This window comes from Aeribacillus sp. FSL W8-0870, from assembly GCF_037963755.1.
In the GTDB taxonomy this organism is placed as follows: domain Bacteria; phylum Bacillota; class Bacilli; order Bacillales; family Aeribacillaceae; genus Aeribacillus; species Aeribacillus composti.
Genome location: NZ_CP150165.1, coordinates 856,443 through 877,892, shown reverse-complemented (window position 1 = coordinate 877,892; position 21,450 = coordinate 856,443). Strand labels below are relative to the sequence as shown.

Annotated in this window: 25 protein-coding genes and 1 tRNA gene; 2 read left to right on the top strand and 24 right to left on the bottom strand. The window is 40.3% G+C overall.

From position 1 onward, the window contains the following. Positions 1-408: 408 nt before the first annotated feature. Together NSU02_RS04230 and NSU02_RS04225 are read right to left on the bottom strand one after the other, a co-directional pair. Entirely contained in the window at positions 409-600 is a 192-nt protein-coding gene (locus NSU02_RS04230; protein ID WP_339194373.1) for a hypothetical protein, read from the bottom strand. Positions 601-728: 128 nt separating this feature from the next. Further along, a tRNA-Arg gene (locus tag NSU02_RS04225) sits at positions 729-804 on the bottom strand. 264 nt (positions 805-1,068) lie between these two features. Here NSU02_RS04225 and clpP point away from each other — a divergent pair. Continuing rightward, on the top strand, positions 1,069-1,647 hold the full coding sequence (gene clpP / locus NSU02_RS04220) for an ATP-dependent Clp endopeptidase proteolytic subunit ClpP (protein ID WP_063389160.1): 579 nt from the start codon (positions 1,069-1,071) through the stop codon (positions 1,645-1,647). Positions 1,648-2,379: 732 nt separating this feature from the next. Here clpP and NSU02_RS04215 read toward each other — a convergent pair. From NSU02_RS04215 to NSU02_RS04110, 22 genes are all read right to left on the bottom strand, one after another. Next, positions 2,380-2,637: an HPr family phosphocarrier protein gene (locus tag NSU02_RS04215; RefSeq protein ID WP_063389161.1), complete on the bottom strand. Its 258-nt coding sequence runs from the start codon at positions 2,635-2,637 to the stop codon at positions 2,380-2,382. 24 nt (positions 2,638-2,661) lie between these two features. Beyond that, entirely contained in the window at positions 2,662-3,612 is a 951-nt protein-coding gene (gene whiA / locus NSU02_RS04210; RefSeq protein WP_063389162.1) for a DNA-binding protein WhiA, read from the bottom strand. Between the two features lie 23 nt (positions 3,613-3,635). Further along, positions 3,636-4,592, bottom strand: a complete 957-nt coding sequence (locus NSU02_RS04205; RefSeq protein ID WP_339194370.1) for a YvcK family protein — start codon at positions 4,590-4,592, stop codon at positions 3,636-3,638. 2 nt (positions 4,593-4,594) lie between these two features. Beyond that, a complete protein-coding gene (gene rapZ, locus NSU02_RS04200; RefSeq protein ID WP_186439301.1) occupies positions 4,595-5,479 on the bottom strand; it encodes an RNase adapter RapZ in 885 nt (294 codons plus the stop codon). 207 nt (positions 5,480-5,686) lie between these two features. Next, complete coding sequence (locus tag NSU02_RS04195) at positions 5,687-6,145, bottom strand: 8-oxo-dGTP diphosphatase (RefSeq protein WP_063389164.1); 459 nt, start codon at positions 6,143-6,145, stop codon at positions 5,687-5,689. Between the two features lie 289 nt (positions 6,146-6,434). Further along, positions 6,435-7,382: a thioredoxin-disulfide reductase gene (gene trxB, locus NSU02_RS04190; RefSeq protein WP_339194369.1), complete on the bottom strand. Its 948-nt coding sequence runs from the start codon at positions 7,380-7,382 to the stop codon at positions 6,435-6,437. Positions 7,383-7,481: 99 nt separating this feature from the next. Then, the gene (locus tag NSU02_RS04185; RefSeq protein ID WP_339194367.1) at positions 7,482-8,912 is read right to left on the bottom strand and encodes a tetratricopeptide repeat protein; all 1,431 of its coding nucleotides are present in this window, start codon (positions 8,910-8,912) and stop codon (positions 7,482-7,484) included. 81 nt (positions 8,913-8,993) lie between these two features. Next, on the bottom strand, positions 8,994-9,611 hold the full coding sequence (gene hisIE, locus NSU02_RS04180) for a bifunctional phosphoribosyl-AMP cyclohydrolase/phosphoribosyl-ATP diphosphatase HisIE (protein WP_339194365.1): 618 nt from the start codon (positions 9,609-9,611) through the stop codon (positions 8,994-8,996). Beyond that, entirely contained in the window at positions 9,608-10,366 is a 759-nt protein-coding gene (gene hisF, locus NSU02_RS04175; RefSeq protein ID WP_339194364.1) for an imidazole glycerol phosphate synthase subunit HisF, read from the bottom strand. The genes hisIE and hisF overlap by 4 nt, the downstream gene beginning before the upstream one ends. Beyond that, a complete protein-coding gene (gene hisA, locus NSU02_RS04170; RefSeq protein ID WP_066249069.1) occupies positions 10,363-11,100 on the bottom strand; it encodes a 1-(5-phosphoribosyl)-5-[(5-phosphoribosylamino)methylideneamino]imidazole-4-carboxamide isomerase in 738 nt (245 codons plus the stop codon). Before hisA ends, hisF begins: the two co-directional genes overlap by 4 nt. Before the next feature lie 4 nt (positions 11,101-11,104). Then, a complete protein-coding gene (hisH, locus tag NSU02_RS04165; RefSeq protein WP_063389170.1) occupies positions 11,105-11,716 on the bottom strand; it encodes an imidazole glycerol phosphate synthase subunit HisH in 612 nt (203 codons plus the stop codon). A 2-nt stretch (positions 11,717-11,718) separates the two neighbouring features. Beyond that, positions 11,719-12,306: an imidazoleglycerol-phosphate dehydratase HisB gene (hisB, locus tag NSU02_RS04160; protein WP_063389171.1), complete on the bottom strand. Its 588-nt coding sequence runs from the start codon at positions 12,304-12,306 to the stop codon at positions 11,719-11,721. Beyond that, entirely contained in the window at positions 12,299-13,594 is a 1,296-nt protein-coding gene (hisD, locus tag NSU02_RS04155) for a histidinol dehydrogenase (RefSeq protein WP_339194363.1), read from the bottom strand. Before hisD ends, hisB begins: the two co-directional genes overlap by 8 nt. After that, the gene (hisG, locus tag NSU02_RS04150) at positions 13,591-14,238 is read right to left on the bottom strand and encodes an ATP phosphoribosyltransferase (protein WP_186439300.1); all 648 of its coding nucleotides are present in this window, start codon (positions 14,236-14,238) and stop codon (positions 13,591-13,593) included. Before hisG ends, hisD begins: the two co-directional genes overlap by 4 nt. Beyond that, a complete protein-coding gene (locus tag NSU02_RS04145) occupies positions 14,235-15,407 on the bottom strand; it encodes an ATP phosphoribosyltransferase regulatory subunit (protein ID WP_327847914.1) in 1,173 nt (390 codons plus the stop codon). The genes hisG and NSU02_RS04145 overlap by 4 nt, the downstream gene beginning before the upstream one ends. Before the next feature lie 176 nt (positions 15,408-15,583). After that, positions 15,584-16,090: an acyltransferase gene (locus NSU02_RS04140; protein WP_066249061.1), complete on the bottom strand. Its 507-nt coding sequence runs from the start codon at positions 16,088-16,090 to the stop codon at positions 15,584-15,586. 5 nt (positions 16,091-16,095) lie between these two features. Beyond that, a complete protein-coding gene (ppaX, locus tag NSU02_RS04135; protein ID WP_339194361.1) occupies positions 16,096-16,734 on the bottom strand; it encodes a pyrophosphatase PpaX in 639 nt (212 codons plus the stop codon). Further along, positions 16,724-17,668, bottom strand: a complete 945-nt coding sequence (locus tag NSU02_RS04130) for a nucleoside recognition domain-containing protein (RefSeq protein ID WP_339194360.1) — start codon at positions 17,666-17,668, stop codon at positions 16,724-16,726. Before NSU02_RS04130 ends, ppaX begins: the two co-directional genes overlap by 11 nt. Positions 17,669-17,694: 26 nt before the next feature. Then, a complete protein-coding gene (gene lgt, locus NSU02_RS04125; protein WP_339194359.1) occupies positions 17,695-18,504 on the bottom strand; it encodes a prolipoprotein diacylglyceryl transferase in 810 nt (269 codons plus the stop codon). A gap of 25 nt (positions 18,505-18,529) precedes the next feature. Further along, positions 18,530-19,465: an HPr(Ser) kinase/phosphatase gene (hprK, locus tag NSU02_RS04120; protein ID WP_066249051.1), complete on the bottom strand. Its 936-nt coding sequence runs from the start codon at positions 19,463-19,465 to the stop codon at positions 18,530-18,532. 138 nt (positions 19,466-19,603) lie between these two features. Continuing rightward, a complete protein-coding gene (locus NSU02_RS04115) occupies positions 19,604-20,521 on the bottom strand; it encodes a metallophosphoesterase (protein WP_066249048.1) in 918 nt (305 codons plus the stop codon). Positions 20,522-20,584: 63 nt separating this feature from the next. Continuing rightward, the gene (locus NSU02_RS04110) at positions 20,585-20,944 is read right to left on the bottom strand and encodes a phage holin family protein (protein WP_063389178.1); all 360 of its coding nucleotides are present in this window, start codon (positions 20,942-20,944) and stop codon (positions 20,585-20,587) included. Between the two features lie 237 nt (positions 20,945-21,181). On the opposite strand from NSU02_RS04110, the gene sda reads away from it, so the two are divergent. Next, entirely contained in the window at positions 21,182-21,337 is a 156-nt protein-coding gene (gene sda, locus NSU02_RS04105; protein ID WP_094245206.1) for a sporulation histidine kinase inhibitor Sda, read from the top strand. Positions 21,338-21,450 lie beyond the last annotated feature (113 nt).

Here is a 21,450-nt window from a genome sequence, read left to right as displayed (position 1 = left end):
TTTTTCACCCTTTTTGGCATAGTTCTTATCAAGTGCGACTAATATCGTCACCTTTTTCAAATAGTTTACGATAAAAAATACCCGAAATTTCTGTCTATTCAACTTAGTTTATCCTTTGTTCTCACTCTAACATTAGTTTAATAGCACCATAGTCACGAAATCCCGCAAATACCTATATCTTTGACGTTTCATAGCCTCTTTACTTGCGTGTCTGTAAGCACAAGATTCGTTGTTCATCCTTATTAATTTTGCCATTTTTTTGACGAGATTTTCTTCAAATAATACCGTATTTATGTATCTTTCTAAAAATCGATTTAATAGCACCGAAAAGAATATCCACGGTTACAGATGACGTATTAATGTAACGTCTAATTTGGTCAGTAGTAAGATCTCTAAAACCGACAACATCTATAAAATTTTTTCAAGAACTTCAATAATCGGTACTCGTTCGTCCTGGATAGCTTCCGTTTTGTAAATGATCTTAGCGTATTTTAATCCTTCTGCAACCGTCATATAATCGAGATTACATCTACAATCAGATAGTCTTGAAACTACCTTTCTAGCCTTTTTCGCATAATAAAAACCTCCAAAATTTTTCATTTTGGAGGCACGCGGTCTCTTTGATTCAGTGGGACGGAAACCTTGCGAAAATACGTTGTCCGTTTTTCGGTAGTTCCCGTCCGTTGAACGACTTCTAAATCGCTCAAACCCTTGTTGCTCTAGGCTTACGCGCTCGGAGGGACTCGAACCCCCGACGGACGTGGTACCGGAAACCACCGCTCTATCCAACTGAGCTACGAGCGCATTTTTCAAATGTCACGAATTATATTATAATCGAACCGAACAGTATATGCAAGAATAAATTTTGCTTAATTATCCATCGTGTCAAAATTGTTTTGAAAAATTCATTTTTCATCGTTGTTTGAAAAATGAAAAATGAGGGTATGATGGTACATGTATTGATCTTATAAATAATTATATATAAAAGTTTTTTGTTTGACCTTTATTGACCTTTTATGTATGATGGAATAGAAATGACTTTAACTTTGATGCGAGGGAGGAAACATAATGAATTTAATACCGACTGTTATTGAACAGACAAACCGTGGTGAACGTGCTTACGATATTTATTCAAGATTGTTAAAAGACCGCATTATTATCCTTGGTACGCCAATTGATGATCATGTTGCAAACTCCATCGTTGCTCAGCTTCTTTTCTTGGCAGCGGAGGACCCTGAAAAAGATATTTCCCTTTACATTAACAGCCCGGGCGGATCAATTACTGCTGGCATGGCGATTTATGATACGATGCAATTTATTAAACCTGATGTATCCACGATGTGTATAGGAATGGCTGCTTCCATGGGAGCATTCTTATTGGCGGCAGGTGCAAAAGGAAAACGTTTTGCCCTTCCGAATAGTGAAGTAATGATCCATCAACCGTTAGGAGGCGCGCAAGGTCAGGCAACTGACATTGATATTGCAGCTAGACGAATTCTCTCTTTAAGAGATAAATTGAACAGAATTTTATCTGAAAACACTGGCCAGCCTCTTGAAGTAATTGAACGTGATACGGACCGCGACAATTTCATGTCAGCTGAACGTGCAAAAGAATATGGGTTGATTGACAAAGTTTTAACAAAATAAAAGCTGCCTCAAATAGGAAGACAAAAAAAATTTAAACATATCAAGCAGACAGTATAAAAATAAACCGCTGCTTCATACCTTCACGCATTTGAATGAGGAGCAAATGTCAAGAATGATCTTGACAGCAGCTCCTCATTCAACTTTTTGGCCGGAATCGTCAGCTTTACGTTTTCGAAAGGCCGTTAACTGCCGATATTGCTTTAATCTAAGCCCAAAATGCGGATCGAGCCGGATGAAGGATTAAATATGCTTTCGGAGAGCCTGTGTAAACCGTATTTTGCTGAAGTTTTTTCTGGACACCTGCTGGCAAAAACAAGTGTTATAATCGATTTTTTCATGTTATAAAAGGGCTAGAATCTCTCTTTATCCATTCAGCTGTAAGTCATTCAAACCACAAAGCACGTTTGTTTTTTCTTGAATGTTGATCGCAGATTTATGAAAAAATAGTATTTACACCAAATATATTGCTCGGATTCGCCCCGCTCTTTCGCAATAATTTGAAATCCAAAAGTTCCAGTTAAGAACCTCACGAAGCTCTCTCCCAACATAAGATTTATCATAACTTTTCTATGAACGAATGGATCAGCACCCGAAGCCATTTCGTCTTCATATCAGTTTTAGCAAAAATAAAGCCCTCTTGTGGCTGACAGCGGTTGTTTCCTGCTTTCTCCCACAAGAGAGGCAATATCCATCCATTGATGAATTTTGTGGCAATTTTTTTGTGTGTTCACATTAATTTTCGTTTTGAATGTAGTTGATAAGCGCTTCTAATGCTTCTTCCTCATCGTTTCCTTCTGCGATCAATGTGATCTCAGAGCCGCTGTTAATAGCTAAGCTCATCAACCCCATGATGCTTTTGGCGTTTACTTTCTTTCCGTCTTTTTCGATAAAAATGTCAGACGAAAACCTGTTGGCTTCCTGAACAAACAATGCAGCCGGTCGTGCCTGCAAACCGGTTTTTAACCGAACTTCCACTTTTTTCTCAACCATATTAATCCCTCTCTTCTTAAAAATTTATTTAAATGAAATCGTTTTGCCAGCCCGCAATTTTTCAGCGATTTCATCGATTTTTCTTAATCGGTGGTTGATTCCCGATTTGCTGATTTTCCCGCTGGACACCATTTCACCTAGTTCCTTCAATGTCACATCTTGATACATAACCCGTAATTCTGCAATTTCCCTCAGCTTTTCAGGTAAGGCGCTTAATCCGATCTTTTCATCAATGAATTTTATATTTTCTACCTGCCGTAAAGCAGCTCCAATGGTTTTATTTAAATTTGCTGTTTCGCAATTGACAAGGCGGTTCACTGAATTTCTCATATCACGAACGATTCGGACATCTTCAAAACGCAGTAGAGCTTGATGGGCACCGATCAATGTCAAAAATTCCCCAATTTTTTCAGCTTCCTTTAAGTAAGTAATATATCCTTTTTTCCGTTCCAGTGTTTTTGCATTTAAATAAAACGTATTCATCAAGCTGCATAGCGAATCGTTATGTTCCTTATATAACGACGAGATTTCCAAATGGTATGAAGAAGTTTCCGGGTTGTTGACGGATCCGCCCGCTAAAAACGCACCGCGCATATACGACCGCTTGCAGCACTTTTTTTTCACAAGGTCTAAAGAGATTTGATGGTTATACATAAAATCCTTGCCTAAAATTCGCAAATCCTCCAAAATCTCTTTTACTTGTTCATTCATTCTAACAATATAGACGTTATTCTTTTTTAATCGCATCTTTTTTCGTACAAGCAGCTTGATCGGAACGTCATATTTTTTTTTGATCAGCATGTAAATGCGTCTTGCAATCGCTGCGTTTTCCGTCTGCACATCCAAAAGCAATTCCCGGTTGGAAAATGACACAGTTCCGTTCATTCGGATGAGCGCGGACAACTCTGCTTTTAAACAACATTGTTTTACTTCCAGTGTTGTCAATTCTTTTTTCGTCTCTGAAGCAAACGACATGTTTCCATTACCGCCCTTTCCGATTACGTTTCTTCCAGAAGCAAATTTTTTAAGATGTTCGCCACTTTATTCGTATCATGTCGAATAACATGTTGATCGAAGGAGACCATGTTGTCCTGCACTACTCGAAGTCCCATATCTTTTAGCGCCTCTGCATCGACTTGGACAGGAAAAGCTGATTCTTTCGCGTAGCGTTTTTGTATGTATTCGGGAATAGATCCGTTGTTCACGAGGATCACATCAATAAACGGACAGTTTAAATGATCGTAAAGAGCCTTCACATGATCGCTCGCTGTATAGTTTAGCGTCTCCCCTGGCTGAGTCATGACATTGCATATATATATTTTTTTGGCCGAGGACTTGCAAACCTCCTCGCCAATTTTCGGAACGAGCAAATTCGGCAAAATGCTTGTATAAAGACTTCCAGGCCCTAAAATGATCATATGTGCCTGTCTGATGACATCGATCGTTTCTTGAAGAGGTTTTACATTTTTCGGGGTTAAAAACACCTTTTTAATTTTTTTTCCTGAAAAAGGGATTTTCGATTCCCCTTTCACAACAGATCCATCTTCCATCTCCGCATTTAATACAACGCTCTGGTTCGCTGCAGGCAAAACAGTACCGCGAACATTTAATACTTTACTCATTTCCCGAATGGCGTGCATAAAGTCACCGGTGATATTGGTCATCGCTGCGAGTATTAAATTGCCGAGAGAATGGCCAATCAAATCGTTCCCTTTTTTAAAACGATGCTGGAAAAGTTCCTCGATTAGCGGTTCCACATCGGAAAGAGCAGCTAACACGTTGCGAATGTCGCCCGGCGGGGGAATGTTCAGTTCATCACGAAGTCTACCAGAGCTGCCGCCATCATCTGCAACTGTTACAATGGCCGTGATATCAAAAGGGAGCAGCTTTAAGCCTCGAAGCAGAACAGATAATCCGGTACCTCCTCCAATAATGACGATTTTCTTTTTATCCATAGTTATCGATAGTTTCTCCTTTCAATATCACGATGGGATACATGCACTTTGTAGTTTTTGCGGAAAAAATCCCCTAAATATTCAGCCAGAGTCACCGAGCGATGCTGCCCGCCAGTGCAACCGATTGCAATGACCACTTGACTTTTTCCTTCTCTTTGAAAATGAGGGATCATAAATGAGAGTAAATCTGTCAGCTTCTCTAAAAATTTAGATGTCTCTGTCCATTTTAAAACATATGATGAAACTTCTTCGTCAAGCCCCGTCTTAGGGCGCATATGATCAATATAATACGGGTTGGGCAAAAATCTCACGTCAAACACTAAGTCCGCGTCGATCGGCAAACCATATTTAAATCCAAATGATAAAACGTTCAAGGTAAAGGTTTGATCGCCATTTTCTGCGAACTGTTTTAAAATTTTTTCTCTTAATTCTCTTGGCTTTAAGTTGGACGTATCATATACAATTTGCGCACGTCCCTTTAATTCCTCTAGCATTTCCCGTTCAAGGCGGATCCCCTCAAGCGGAAGACCTTTTGGAGCTAATGGATGGGTTCTTCTCGTCTCTTTATACCGGTTAACTAATACTTGATCATGTGCATCAAGAAACAAAATTTGCGGTGCGATCCACGGGATATCATTGATTTCTTCAATTGCCTGATGGAAAGATTCAAAAAATTCCCTTCCCCTCAAATCCATAACTACAGCTACTTTGTTCATTTTCGTTCTCGATTCTTTCATAAGCTCTAAAAACTTGGACAAAAGAGTAGGTGGAAGATTATCGACGCAAAAATATCCTAGATCTTCAAAGCTTTGAATCGCAACCGTCTTACCTGCCCCTGACATCCCCGTAATAATAACCATCTTAATATTTGAAGTTTCACTCATCATTCAATGCCCCCCGTTTTTTCAAAAGAAAAATATTCAGTAACAGATGTTGAATAGGAAATATCGGGATTTACTTTTTTGATCTGATAGCTTTTTGATCAAGGATGAGAAGAGTCAAATCATAAATTTATTTAGCGGAAATTTTGAAACTGGCATGTATATCCTCTTCTCTGAACCTTGGCTTCGATTTTCTTGCAGCTGAAGTTTTCTTTATTGTGGATCGAGCCGATAAGACAAAAGCTCATAATCAGGTGTATAGATGAATGTTCCATACATGATTCCTGACCCTTTAATCATATATTCAATAATGTGGTAGTCGCCCGCAGCCATCGGCAACTGTTTAATTTCATCAATCGAGTGCCATTTCAGCTTTCCTTCCTCAGTTTCCAAAACATTTTCCCCGTTAAATTGTGTTGCGAAAAATGTAAACATCATCCATTCTTGAACAACCTTATCTCCATCTTTGACAATGATCGTGAAAATCCCTTTAATTTTTGGATTTATTAAATAAATTCCAGTTTCTTCTCTAAATTCTCTTACAACAGATTCTTTTATCGATTCCCCTTGCTCCATTTTCCCTCCAGGGGCTACCCACCAATTCCGGCGCGGTTTTTGAAGCAAGAGCAGCTGACCTTCATGAACAAGAACACAATTTGTAACCCTTTGCAAAGCAAGTTCACCCCTAGGTTGCGGTACATAAAAAATATTTATTCCTTTTATTATACAATTAAATGCTATAGTGTCTCAATGCGCATGCTTTCCTACTTTATCATACGTTTTTTCTCTTTTAAAGGTTTCAAAAGAAAAGGTGCAACAAAAAAAGGAGCATGGGAAGGGTTGCCCATGCTCAAAAGTATATATTATAAAAGGGGGTCAATTACTACTTTTATAGTAACTGAATTTTATTTCATTGATGTTACAGCACAATTAAATCATAGTTACGATTTTGTTAACAATTTTAGGCATTTTTTAATTTCTCTTTTAATTCTTCAATATAATGTTGAGCACTTTGGGCAGCAATGCTTCCGTCACCAGTTGCAGTTACAATTTGCCGCAAAGATTTTTCCCGAATATCTCCTGCCGCAAAGATGCCGGGAATTTTCGTTTCCATGTTTTCATTTGTTTCAATATATCCTGCTTCATTCGTAATTCCGAGATTTTCAAAAGGTTTGGACAGCGGCACCATGCCAATGTATACAAATACACCGTCTATCTCTTTTTCTGTTTCTTCATTTGTTATCGTATTTACGAGCGTGACTTTGCCAACCTTCCCGTCGACTTCATGAATTTCTTTTACTGTATGATTCCAAATAAAATCAATCTTTTCATTATCAAAGGCGCGCTGCTGCAATATTTTTTGGGCGCGCAATTGGTCGCGGCGATGAACGATTGTCACACTGTTCGCAAAGCGGGTTAAATAAACTCCTTCCTCGACAGCAGAGTCTCCGCCGCCGACAACAATCAAATCTTTTCCTTTAAAGAATGCTCCGTCGCATACAGCACAATAAGAGACGCCTCGTCCGCCCAGTTCTTTCTCTCCAGGCACGCCGAGCTTTTTATATTCGGCCCCTGTAGCGATAATCACTGCTCTTGCTTTATAATCTTTGTTGCCTGTTTTGACGATTTTATATTCGCCTTCATCGACAATTTCCTTCACATCTCCATATTCGTATTCAGCACCAAATTTTTTAGCATGTTCAAACATTTTATTTGATAGCTCTGGACCTAAAATATGATCAAATCCAGGATAGTTTTCAACATCTTCCGTATTGGCCATTTGCCCTCCAGGCACGCCTCTTTCTATCATTAAAGTAGAAAGGTTGGCGCGGGATGTGTAAACAGCAGCTGTCAATCCTGCAGGTCCTGCTCCGGCAATGATACAATCATAAATTTTTTCTTCAGACACGAGACTCACTCCTCATCATATGATCCAATAAATAATACAAAATTATTATTCCCTACAACATATCCTATATAAAATAAATGTCTCGTGCTATTTATTTGCTCACATTTTCAATTTTTTTGCGACGCGCACGTATTTAGACAGCGTAGCTTTGCTGATGTTAAAGTGATTGGCTGCGCCATCTTGTGTGATGTTTTTTCCTATCTGTTTCATCCATAAATAATAGACAGCTGCTGACCATGCGTTGACATTGCGAAATTTTATGTCGAACTTGAAGGCATTTTTGAAAAGCCGAAACCAAAATAAAACCAATTCTTTTCCTTCTGACGTTTTGTCCATTAAACTATCGGCCACATGGAAAGCGAAATGAACAGCATGAAAACCTGTCGGCCTTTTGCCATTTAAAACGCTTAAAGCATATTGAACAGCTTCTCTTTCAAGACGAGTTTCAAACTCCTGTTCATTTACTAAATACGCTCGTTCATCCATTTTCATTGCGAAATAGATAGAAAGCAGTCGCTCCGGGACTTGATTTTCCATTTCGTTTAGCCCTTTCATATTCCACGGTTCAGAGCCTTCCTTCCGCGGATTTAAATACAGAACCTTCTTCCATATTTTTTTAGCAAAGTCATAGTGTCCTATAAAATAAGAAGAGTATGCGAGCCAATAATAAAACGTGTCATCCCCCTCAAATCCCTTTCGATACAAGGCATGGAGTCTCTTGAATGCATGAGGATAAAAGCCGATGAGTGCAAACGTCGCCCCCAGTTTATATTGGTGCTCTGAAACAAGCGGATAAACCCTTTTTAGTTTTTCAACTAGCATGCTTATGCTCGTTTCATCACCTTCATAATAAAAAAATACAAGCAAATTGCATAAAGCATGCAAATTCCCTGGATTTTTCCGGAGCACGAGGGAAATCATGTCCTTCGCTTTTTCCACTTCCCCAAGGTAAAAATAGGCAAGCGCCAAATTGTTATAAGCGGACCAAAACTCTGGGTAATCAGTTATAATCTCTTTTAAAATGGAAATAGATTCTTGAAACTGTCCATTTTCAAGCAAAGAGCGCGCTTTTTCTTGCTTCACGATTAGATCATCCGAATGCTCAGCCTCTTCTTCCATTTCGATCATTTCAAGAAGATCGCTGTTTTCTACGGAAAATATGCCTTGCGGCGCCTTTTCCTTATATATCATTGCATGTTTATAAGCTTCGTGAAACAAGCCGAGATGAGCATAATTATTTGCAAGAAAATAATAGCATTCTACCGAATGAGGGTGAATATGTTCAATAATATATGTTAATAGTTCGTTTGATTTTTGAAACTTTCCTAATTCGGTATAAATGCTGGCCAGCCTGCAAATCATTTCTTCGTTATACGGATCCAGATCTACTGCCCGCTTGACGAATTTTGAAGCCGACTGCAAATCGCCTTTTTGATAAGCCTTTAATCCCCAGCGATAAAACGTTGCACTGTCTTGGAAAAACGAAACAATTTTTGAATCTTCGTCTTTTTTTACTTTACGGTTTCCCACTCAAACCCTCCATTTCACTTTATTTGCCGAGGGATAGTATACCATATCTTATAAATAGGAAAAACCTATTTTTACTCGCGATTATTTTTCATGTCTTTCTTTTAAAACTTTCAATACTTCATCGAGCGGAAGCTTTTGCTCGCGCAGCAGAACAAGTAAATGAAATAATAAATCAGCGGCTTCCCATTTCAGCTCATCATGGCTGCGGTTTTTTGCTGCAATAATGACCTCTGAAGCTTCTTCTCCAACCTTTTTTAAAATTTTGTCCAAGCCTTTTTCAAACAAATAGGTAGTATAAGAGTCTTCCGGACGCTCAGCTTCACGCTCAGCAATGACGGCCTCCAGCTTGTTAATAATATCAAAACGGCTACCGTCCACCTGGCCGCCACTTTCTTTTGAAAAACAGCTGTATTGTCCTGTATGGCAGGCCGGACCATTCGGGATTACCAGCACGACAAGCGCGTCCTTGTCACAGTCATAGCGTATCTCTTGAACAGTTTGTGTATTGCCGGACGTTTCTCCTTTATGCCAAAGTTTTTGGCGCGAACGGCTGTAAAACCATGTTTCTTTCGTTTCCAACGTTTTTTTTAGCGACTCTTCGTTCATATAAGCTACTGTTAACACTTCTTTGCTAACAGCATCTTGAACAACCGCTGGAATAAGTCCATTTTCATCGAATTTGAGTTCTGCTATGTTCACCGTATATTCACCCCTTCTTTTTGCAAAAATCTTTTTACTTCTTTGACTGATGTTTCTTTGTAATGGAAAATGGAAGCTGCCAGCGCTGCATCCGCTCGGGCATCGCGAAAAACTTCAAGAAAATGCTCAGCATTACCGGCGCCGCCGGATGCAATGACTGGGACGGGAACTGCCTTGCTTACTTTTTTGGTTAAGTCAATGTCAAAGCCGGATTTTTCTCCGTCCTGATCCATGCTAGTCAGCAAAATCTCGCCAGCACCTCTTTTTACAGCTTCCTTTGCCCATGCCACGACTTCCCATTCGGTCGCTTTTCGTCCCCCGTGCGTATAGACGCGGTAGCTTCCGAGCTGCGGATCGTATTTTGCGTCAATCGCTACCACAATGCACTGGCTGCCAAAGTAATCAGCTCCCTCCATAATCAGCGAAGGGTTTAATACAGCAGAAGTGTTAATGGAAACTTTATCCGCACCAGCACGCAAAATTTTTTTCATATCTTCCAAAGAGTTGATTCCGCCTCCGACCGTAAAGGGAATGGCTAATGTTGCCGCTACTCGTTCGACAACATCAATCATCGTTTTTCTGCCTTCATGAGATGCGGAAATATCTAAGAAGACAAGCTCATCTGCTCCTTCTTCATCATAAAATTTCGCTAGCTCCACCGGATCGCCCGCATCTTTCAACTGGACAAATTGCACGCCTTTGACGACACGTCCGTCCTTAACATCTAGACAAGGAATGATGCGTTTCGTAATCATAGCCCATTCACCTCATGGATAGCATCGCGGAGGCTGAACTTTTTCGTATAAAGCGCTTTTCCGACAATAGCGCCTTTCACTCCATCCTGTTCATATTGCTTTAACTTTTTCAAATCATCAATGGAGCTTACCCCTCCGGAAGCGATGACTGTTTTTCCAGTTGCTTTTGCCATTTCCACAATCGCCTTGACATTTGGTCCCGAGAGCATTCCATCTGTTGCAATATCAGTAAAAATAAATGTTTCTGCACCGCTTTTCGCCAGTTCTTTTCCAAGATCAACCGCTTTAACTTCGGACGTATTCAGCCAGCCTTCTGTTGATACATAGCCATTTTTCGCATCGATACCGATTGCGATTCGGCCGCCGTATTCAGCCAGCATTTTTTCAACAAATGACCTGTTTGAAACGGCAGAACTGCCTAAAATAACCCTGGAAATGCCGTTTTCCAAATATTCGTATACATCTTTTTCTGTGCGAATGCCGCCGCCAACTTGTACCTTTACTTTTAGCTCTTTTGCCACTTTCAAAACATGTTGATGGTTCACGCGGACTCCTTCTTTTGCCCCATCCAAATCTACCATATGAATCCAGTCAGCACCTTCCTTTACAAACGACTCGGCGACAGCAAACGGTGAATCTCCGTAAACCGTTTCTTTATTGTAATCGCCTTGAAGCAGCCGGACACATTTCCCTCCGCGCAAATCAATGGCGGGAAAAATAGTAAAACTCATCATTAGCTCACATCCTTGATACAAAAGTTAAATAGTTTTTCAAGATGGCTAGTCCCAGCTTGCCGCTTTTTTCCGGATGAAACTGGCAGCCGAATACATTTCCACTTCCTACAATAGCCGGAACCGTCACGCCGTATGAAGCGCTGGCGACCACAACGTCCGGATCGTTTACGACCGCATAATAAGAATGGACAAAGTATACGTAATCTTCTTGAAGACCAGTTATAAGAGGATGATCTCGTTGAAAAGCCAGCTTATTCCATCCCATATGCGGGACTTTTACATTTTCTCCTGGAATTCTTTTTACTTGGCCGTTTAAAAAGCCGAGTCCTTCAGTCCAGCCGTGTTCTTCGCTTTCGTTGAACAAAAGCTGCATGCCAAGACAAATACCTAATAAAGCCTTTCCCTTTTGCACTTCGTCCTTCAAAAATTTATCTGTTTTTGTTTCCGTTAAAATAGCCATCGCGTCTTTGAATGCGCCTACTCCTGGCAATATATAAGCTGTTGCCTTTTCAAGCTCGTTTAAATCACTTGATACAAAATATTCCGCATTCATGCGTTCCAAGGCTTTCGAGACGCTGTATAAATTCCCCATGCCATAGTCGATCACGCCAATCATTTTTACAACATCCCCTTCGTTGATGGGACCCCTTTGACTCTGGGGTCGATCATAGTCGCTTCATCAAGAGCTCTCCCCAACGCTTTAAATACAGCTTCAATCATATGATGGGTATTCATTCCATAGTGAATGATTACATGCAGGTTCATCCGTGCTTCAAGCGCCAGCTTCCATAAAAATTCATGAACAAGCTCCGTATCAAATGTTCCTACTTTCCCCTTCGGCAATTCTCCACGCATTTCAAAATGCGGTCGGTTGCTTAAATCAATAACAACCTGCGCTAAAGAGTCATCCATTGGGACAAAGGCATGACCGTACCGTTTAATTCCTTTTTTATCGCCTAGTGCTTGTTGAATCGCCTGTCCCAAACAAATGCCAATATCCTCTGTCGTATGGTGATCATCAATGTCAATGTCGCCTTCTGCCTCAATCTTTAAATCAAAATGGCCATGCCTTGTGAACAGATCAAGCATATGAGTTAAAAAAGGAACTCCAGTTTTTAGATCTGCACGGCCTTCACCATCTATTGAAAATGACAGCTGAATATTCGTTTCGTTCGTTTTTCGAGATATTGTGGCGGTTCTATTCATTTCGATCACTTCCTCTTTTTTCTAGTCGAGCTTCAATTGCTCTTGCATGCGCCTCTAATCCTTCATATCTTGCAAACTTTGCAATTTTTGAAGCATGTGCACGGAATGCTTCTTCACTGTATGAAATGATGCTTGACTTTTTCATAAAGTCATCCACGTTAAGCGGGCTGGAAAAACGCGCTGTTCCGTTTGTCGGCAAAACGTGATTGGGACCTGCGAAATAATCGCCTACAGGTTCACTGCTATATCTCCCTAAAAAGATGGCTCCTGCATGTTTAATTTTTGGCAGAACACCCGTCGGGTTTTCCGTTAATACCTCCAAATGCTCAGGTGCCAGTTGGTTGACTATCCCAACCGCTTCCTCGATTGAATCCGTTATATAAATAGCACCGAACTGTTCGATCGAAGCAGCGGCGATATCTTTTCGCGGCAATTCGGCCAATTGTGCCGCAACTTCCTTTTGAACTTCCTTTGCTAATTTTATAGAAGGCGTAACAAGGATGCTGGTTGCCAGCCTGTCATGCTCTGCTTGCGACAATAAATCGGCCGCAACTTCATGCGGAACAGCCGTTTCATCAGCTAAGACGACAATTTCACTTGGCCCGGCGATCATATCGATATCAACTGTTCCAAATACCTCCCGCTTTGCAAGAGCGACGAATATATTGCCAGGACCGACAATTTTGTCGACCGGTTCGATTGTTTCTGTACCGTAAGCTAGAGCGGCAATTGCTTGGGCACCGCCAGCTTTATATATTTCCGATACGCCAGCTTCATTGGCTGCCACCAGCACTTCCGCCGGCAGGCTCCCATTTTGATCTGGAGGAGAAACGAGCACGATTCTGCCTACACCAGCCACTTTAGCCGGCATGATATTCATTAAAACAGAAGAAGGATAGGCAGCTGTGCCCCCGGGAACATAAACGCCGACAGCATCTACCGGCGTTAATTTCTGACCGAGCATTGTTCCTTTTTCATCGAAATAAAACCATGATTCTTTCTTTTGTTTTTCATGAAAATGAAAGATATTTTCTGCTGCTTCTTGAACAATGTCAATGAATTCTTTATCTACCGCTTCGTACGCTCGACTAATTTCTTCTTTTGATACGCGCAAAGATTGAAGATCTGCCCCATCAAAACGTTTCGTATATTCGTATAGCGCCTGATCGCCTTCCTTTTTGACTCGTTCAATAATTTCCTTCACAATTTTGCGCTGCTCCTCTGTTCCAGCGTCAATCGATCTTTTCAAGGAAAGCTTTTGATCCTTAGTGATGTGAATAATTTTCAATCCGAATCCTCCTTTCCTTCTTCCACTGTTTTGGCAAGCCGCTCCACAAGCATGTCGATCGGCTTGTCCTTCATCCGATAGCTGACGGGATTGACAATGAGTCTTGAAGTGATATCAGCAATATGTTCAAATTCTACTAATCCGTTTTCTTTTAACGTTCTTCCCGTCGAAACAATATCGACAATTCTGTCAGCCAGTCCAATCAATGGCGCCAGCTCGATCGATCCATTCAAATGAATGATTTCGACCTGCTCCCCTTGCTCTCGAAAATATTTGGAAGCCACATTTGGATATTTTGTCGCCACCTTTGGAGCGATGTCATTCATTTTCGTATCAGGCAGTCCGGCGACAGCCAGATGACATTTGCTAATTTTCAAATCAAGCACTTCAAAAACATCCCGCTCTTCTTCCATCATGACATCCTTTCCGGCGATCCCAACATCTGCAACACCATGCTCTACATATGTTCCGACATCCATCGGCTTCGCTAAAATAAAGCGAATATTTTCTTCCGGCACGGTCAAAATTAGTTTTCTTGATTCATCAAATTCGTCTGGAAGCTTGTAGCCTGATTTTCTTAATAGTTCGACAGCTTCTGAAAAAATTCGCCCTTTCGGCATCGCAATTGTTAACATGCTCATCACTCTCTCACCTTTCCTGGTTTTCCGAGGAAATAATAAATATCTGTAAATTGACCTGTAAACCTGTCGATTTGATCGATACCGGAAATATCTTGCATGACAACCTGTTTTCCTTCTTTTCGCAGCTTATTGGCATACCGAAAAGCTTCTTGCCGATTCTCTCTGCTGAATATGATGCAATAGCGATCTTTATTCAAATTTAAATTCCCCAGAGCTTCCAGCAAATTATCTAACCGTATGCCAAAGCCTGTCGCCGGGGCAGGACGTTCAAATTTTTCTAAAAGATGGTCATAGCGCCCGCCGTTTCCGATCGGAAGTCCAACACCGTTCGCATATAATTCAAAAATCACGCTTGTGTAATAACTCATGTGGCTGACGATATTCAGTTCCAATTTGATATATTGATCCACTTCATAAGCTCTTAATTGGATAAGGAGCTGTTTTAAATCTTCCAGCGCTTTCTTCCCGCTGTCACAAGCAACAAGGCTTGAAGCTTCATCTGCCTTCTCAATTCCTCCTTTTAAATCAATGACTCTTAAAAGGCGTTCTTTGTCAATGGTAGAGAGAGATAATCTTTTCACATGCTCGCGGTATCCGACAAAGTTCTTTTCATATAAATAGCGGCGCAGCTTCTCCGCCCGTTCTTCCTTCCCTAAAATTTCTCCGAACAAAGCATTGATAAATCCGATATGCCCAATGGAAATTTTAAAATCTTTAAGGCCAGTATTTTTTAAGGCATATATCATTAGAGCGATCGCTTCCGCATCAGCGCTAATCGTTCCATCGCCAATCAGCTCAATGCCAATTTGTTCAAATTCTGCCGGTCTGCCGCCTTCATGCTGCTGTGCACGAAACACATTTGCAGAATAAGCGAGCCTTAACGGCAAGCTTTCTTTCATCAGCTTGGAAGCCGCAATTCGTGCAATGGGAGCTGTCATATCTGGTCTTAAAACGAGCGTATGCCCCTGCCTGTCAAGAAGTTTAAATAATTGCTGCTCTTGTATCGCCGACTGAACTCCTACCGTTTCATAAAATTCCAACGTTGGAGTCTCCAAAAATTGATAACCCCAGCTTTCAATCACATTCATCATTTTTTTACGAACGCTTTCTTTTATGACATATAAGCCCGGCAATGTATCCCGCATTCCTAAGGGCTTTTCAAACATAAACACTCACTGACACCTCCATGGCGCATTCACTTTAATCCGCTAATATGTTACCATACTACCAAAATAAAGATTTATAATCAATAAGTTTTTGATGTAAACTTCTTTCACAAAGCGCCTTTATTTCACTTTCGCTCAATCCTGCTTAATCAAAAAGCGGTAAGCGAAAAAATTGATGACGCTTACCGCTTTCTTTTTTCCATTTCTTCTTTTGTGTAGATGATTTGCATTGGATTTCCTCCTGCAAAAGAGCCTTCCGGAACATCTTTATGAACTACAGTGCCGGCAGAAACGATAGCTCGATTTCCAATTTTCACACCAGGCAAAATAGTCGTGTTTGCTCCGATCATGACTTCATCTCCAATTTCCACTTCGCCGATGCGATATTCATCGATTAAATATTCATGTGCTAAAATCGTCGTGTTGTATCCGATAATAGAATTGCGCCCAACTTTAATTTTTTCCGGGAACAAAATATCTACCATAACCATAAATGCAAACGATGTTTGCTGTCCGATTTTCATGCCAAGAAATGTGCGGTAAAGCCAGTTTTTGATAGACATAAATGGAGTGTAGCGCGCGATAAGAATCACGATGACATTTTTGACAACTTTCCAAAAAGAAACCGTCTTGTACACCTGCCAAAGGGAGTTTGCGCCTTCAACAGGAAATTTATCCGTTCTTCTCACAATCTTCACTCCATCACAATGTTCAATAAATCACTCATTTTGTCCAGCACAAAATCTGGCTTTAACGATTCTATATACTCTCTCCCTTTTATGCTCCAAGCAACTCCTGCCGTTAATGTTCCTGCATTTTTTCCCGCCTCTATATCATGAAGGTTATCTCCCACCATTAATGCATTAGACGGATCGGAACCGAGCAATTTAAGAGCGGACAAGACAGGCTCAGGATGAGGCTTCGCATGCTGTACATCATCCAGTGTGATAATTGCGTCAAAAAATGAATCCATTTCCGTTAATTTCAGCCCCATCATAACAGTGTCGCGAATTTTCGTTGTCACAATGCCCAGTTTCAATCCCTTTTCTTTTAAAGCTCGAACCGTTTCGTGCACATGATCATATTCCTTCACAAGCAGATCATGCTGGGCATGATTAAACTCCCGATATCTTCGGACCATTTCCTCCGCTTTTTCAGGGTTAATACGTTGAAATGTGTCAATAAGCGGAGGCCCGATGAAAGGAAGTATATCTTCCCGTTGATATTTGCCCGGATAATAATAGTTTAGCGTATGTAAAAACGATTCAATAATTAATTCATTTGTGTTTATTAACGTGCCGTCCAAATCAAACAATACGGTGTCAATGTTCATAAACCGTTCCCCTTTTCCCGATATGTGCTTGTTTTTTCCAGACAAAACCGATAATCATCGTTAAAAGAATGGCTGCGAACAGCCGGATGAGTAAAAGCGGCCAAACTGAACCGACGATCGGAACAAAAATCAATGTGTCTTCTATCACAGCATGGCAGGCAACGAGGAATATAAACGCCAGCGTTAAATCGCGATGCTCCACTCCATCTTCTTTTACTGCTTGCAGCATCACGCCAGCCCCGTAGGCAAGCCCGAAAATTAATCCTGCCGCAAGCGTTGTCGAAGTGTTCTTCTTCATTCCCAGCATTTCGGTTACCGGCTCCATCTTTTTTGAGAAAGTGTCGACCCAGCCTAAATCTTTCATAAATTGAATGGCAATCATTAGCGGGATGACGATGGCCGCAAGCTGAATGACTCCCATTGCCGCTTTTTCAAGCCCTTCAAGTAAGATCATTCCCCAGTCTGAAGGCACGGCATCTTGTTGAGATATAAATCCGTATTGAGCTTTTTCTCCACCGCCGTCCCAAAAAAGATTGATGATAAAAGCCGAAAAAAATGCCAGTCCGAGCCGGACGGACAAGATGATCCACAGTTTCACACCGACTTTGCTTGCTACAGTCGTTTCGATTAATAAGTTGTGGGAAAATGACAGCATGACTGCCAAAATAAAGACTTCTTTTACCGTAAAATCAATGGACAAAATGGCTCCAATCGCCGCATACAAGTTAAGAAAATTCCCAATCACAAGGGGGATAGCAGCATCTCCATTTAACCCGATCACCTTCATGACCGGCGTTATAAAATGAACCATCCAATCAATCAAAGGAGTATGTTGTAAAAATGAAACAATCAACGTTACAGGGAAAATGACTTTACCGAGAGTCCACGTTGTTTCCAATCCTGTTTGTAATCCTTTTTTCAATGTTTGTTTCAAAGTTTCACCTTCATTCCAGCAATTTATCAATATTCATCTAAATATCTTTCTACTTTTTTTAGTCTCCGGTAAATTATAAGAGCAATTGCACTAAGAATAAGTAAAATCGAAATGACCCGTGCCATTTTTACCGTTTCCGTAAGCATCAAACTATCAGTTCTCATGACTTCGATAAAAAATCGCCCGATCGAATACCAAATAACATATGATAAAAACAGCTCTCCACGCCGCAAATTAAACCTTCTTAGCAAAATTAAAATGATGAACCCAGCGAGATTCCAAATGGATTCATATAAAAAAGTCGGGTGATAATATTGTCCATTTATATACATTTGATTAATGATAAATTCAGGCAAGTGGAGATTTTCCAAAAATTCTCTTGAAACAGGTCCTCCATGAGCTTCCTGGTTAATAAAATTCCCCCATCTGCCGATCGCCTGCCCTAAAATAATACTCGGTGCAGCTATATCAGCCAGTTGCCAGAAAGATAGTTTTTTTACTTTTGCATACACAATCCCGGTTGCCACAGCACCGATTAACCCGCCGTGAATGGCAAGGCCACCATGCCAAATTTTAGGGATTTCCGAAAGATTTTCAGAATAATATTCCCATTGAAAAATGACATAATAAGTTCTGGCACATATAATCGCAATAGGAATAGCAAATAATGCAAGATCGACAAATATATCTTTATGAAGACCTCTTCTCTCCCCTTCACGCATCGCCAAATATAGGCCGAGCAATGCGCCGATTCCTATAATGATCCCGTACCAATGAACTTGTAATGGCCCTAGCTGAAATGCGATTGGATCAATGGGCTGAATTGCCTCTTTCATTCTCTCATCTCTCCTATTTCATCAATTAAAAATCATCGTGATCTCCATCTTCGATAACATCCGCCAATTTATTTGTAAATTGTTCCGCCGCATTGAATCCCATTCTTTTTAACCGGAAATTCATTGCCGCAACTTCAATAATAACAGCCAAGTTTCTTCCAGGACGGACAGGAATTGTTAATTTTGTCAGTTCCGCATCCAAAATTTTCATTTTCTCTTCATCGAGTCCTAAACGGTCGTATTGTTTGTTCGGATCCCATAATTCCAAATCGATAACAAGAGAAATTCGCTTATGACTGCGGACGGCTCCTGCACCAAACAATGTCATCACATCAATGATTCCAAGACCGCGGATCTCTAAAAGATGGCGGATCAATTCCGGCGCACTGCCGACTAATGTATCCCGATCCTCCTGACGAATTTCAACACAGTCATCTGCAATCAAGCGATGTCCTCTTTTCACCAGTTCAAGAGCAGTTTCACTTTTGCCGACCCCGCTTTTTCCTGTAATTAAAACACCCACCCCGTAAATATCAACAAGCACTCCATGTACAGCTGTCGTTGGAGCAAGCTTGCTTTCCAAAAAATTGGTTAAGCGGCTTGACAAGCGGGTCGTTTTTAATGGTGAGCGCAGCACTGGAACATTTGATTTTTCAGATGCCTCAATTAATTCCGGCGGAGCCTCCATCTCTCTTGACACAATGATTGCCGGTGTTACATCCGTACATAGCTGTTCCATCCGACTTTTCTTTTCTTCAGGCGTCAATTTTGCAAAAAACGTAAGCTCCGTTCTTCCCAGCAGCTGTATACGCTCTTTCGGATAATATGTAAAATAACCAGCCATTTCAAGACCAGGTCTGGAAAGATCACTTGTAATAATGGGCCGGCTGATTCCCTCTTCTCCGCTGATCAATTCAAGTTGGAATTTTTCGATAATATCTTTTGTACGTACTTTCGACACGAAGTCTTTCCTCCTTAGACTTAAAAAACTTTTTTCATCTTTTTATTGTAGCACTTTTCTTTTTGGCAACAAACATCTTTCATCAAAGACATTCATTGCTTAAAAGCAGAGACAAGGGCATCGGAGCGAAAGATACGGCTATTCAATCCAAAACTCTTCTTTTTTAGGAGGGAAAAAAAAATGCTTGTTGGAATAAGGTGAATATGCACGGACATAAAATTTGGAGCGACTCGGAAAATAATGGAGCAAGCGTAAAAAGCCTTCTCCTCCTTCAGGAGCCCCCTGATAGTCCGCCAATAATTCATAAACAATCCGATCAGGAGTCCCATCATGATCATCATCAATTTTTGTTTTTAATAACTCACTGTCATCATAATGGCCGCTCAAAACGATTTTTACATTTGGATTCTTTTTGACGATATTGCGAAATATACGATTTCCAACCAGCGTTCGTTTTCCATTTTTATGCAAATATTTATGGACAGCTATGATTGCTGTTCGGTCTGAATGACGTTTTAAGACTTCGTTCATCCAGCTGATGCTGTCTTTGTCAACATGCCAGCCGATATACAAAAAAAGAAAATGTTGATGTCCGAGCGTAATTAAATCGTAATGCCCTCGATTATTCCGATATCCCCCACCGTAATAAGGCTTCGTGAAAAAACGATCTTTTCCAAAATATTGATGAAACATTTTATATGATTTTCCTTTTACTAAATCGTGATTGCCCGCAAGCACTCCATAAGGAATAGACACCTGTTCCAGTTTTCGGAACATGCGGTCTGCTTGAACCCACTGCTGTTTCTTTTCCGCACGGTTGACAATATCACCGGTATGAACAACATATTGTATATTCCAATTATCACGATTTTGCACAATCCAGTCCATTTGATTACGAAAAATATGAGGGTATTTTTCCGAATAGTATTGAGTGTCTGAAAGCCATACGATCGTGTAGACGTTTGAATCATTTGGCGAAGCTGCAAGCTCAAAGCTAGGAAATGCGGGAGATAAAATCATGAAAACAAAAATAATAAGAGGAAAGATTTTTTTCATTTATATCACCTATTCGTATCATTCCCGAAACGATAGGAGATATGAATGAAAAAATCTTTTTCATTAGTCTTTAAAACGGTTCATAAACACCAATTGAATGAGCAGATTCAAAAATGAAATGAAGATGGAGGCGAGGAGGGCAGTTCCAAAGCCATCAATATTAAAGGCATCTCCCATTATTGCCTGGGCAATCATCAACGTAACTGCATTGATGACAAATAAAAATGTTCCGAGAGTAAAAACCGTAATCGGCAATGTCAATAATATTAGAAACGGCTTCACAAAAACATTTAACACTGACAAAATCATACTAGCTACAATAGCCGCTCCAACTCCGCTTAAATAAAACGAATCAAAGAACCCAGCTACAACAATCAAAATCAGTGCATTTAATAAAATGCTTGTCAACCATCTAATAAACATCGAAATTCGTCCTTTTCACTTTCTATTTACAAATTATTATAACACTTTCTATGTGAAAGTATGAAACAGATTGACATTTTTTCACTATTCTGGTAACATTCTTTACACAAATGGGAAAGGAGTTGATAGGCTTTATATTTTCTGAATTTTCATATTTTGCTTGCCCTAGACGACTCGTCTTTCTGTCCTGACGTAAACGTTTGTTTATTTTAACAGAAAGGAGGGGCAGCAGTTCAAATGAACTCATTGTATCTTTTATCTGATTACCTGTTAATGAAAGCCTATTATGAAGCCATTCAAATCGAGGCTAGTGAAGAGTTTATCGTTTTATTAGAAGAAGAAATTGTTAGAAGAGGAATTGTCCTTTCCTCTCCTAACATAAATGTACAATAAAATTAAACTCACGGAGAAAATTATACCATTTTTTCGTTATTTTGTAAAACGAATTTTTCTTGAATTGGAATGGATGTTTCATGATCGTTTATATAATTTTTTCTGAAAGGGGT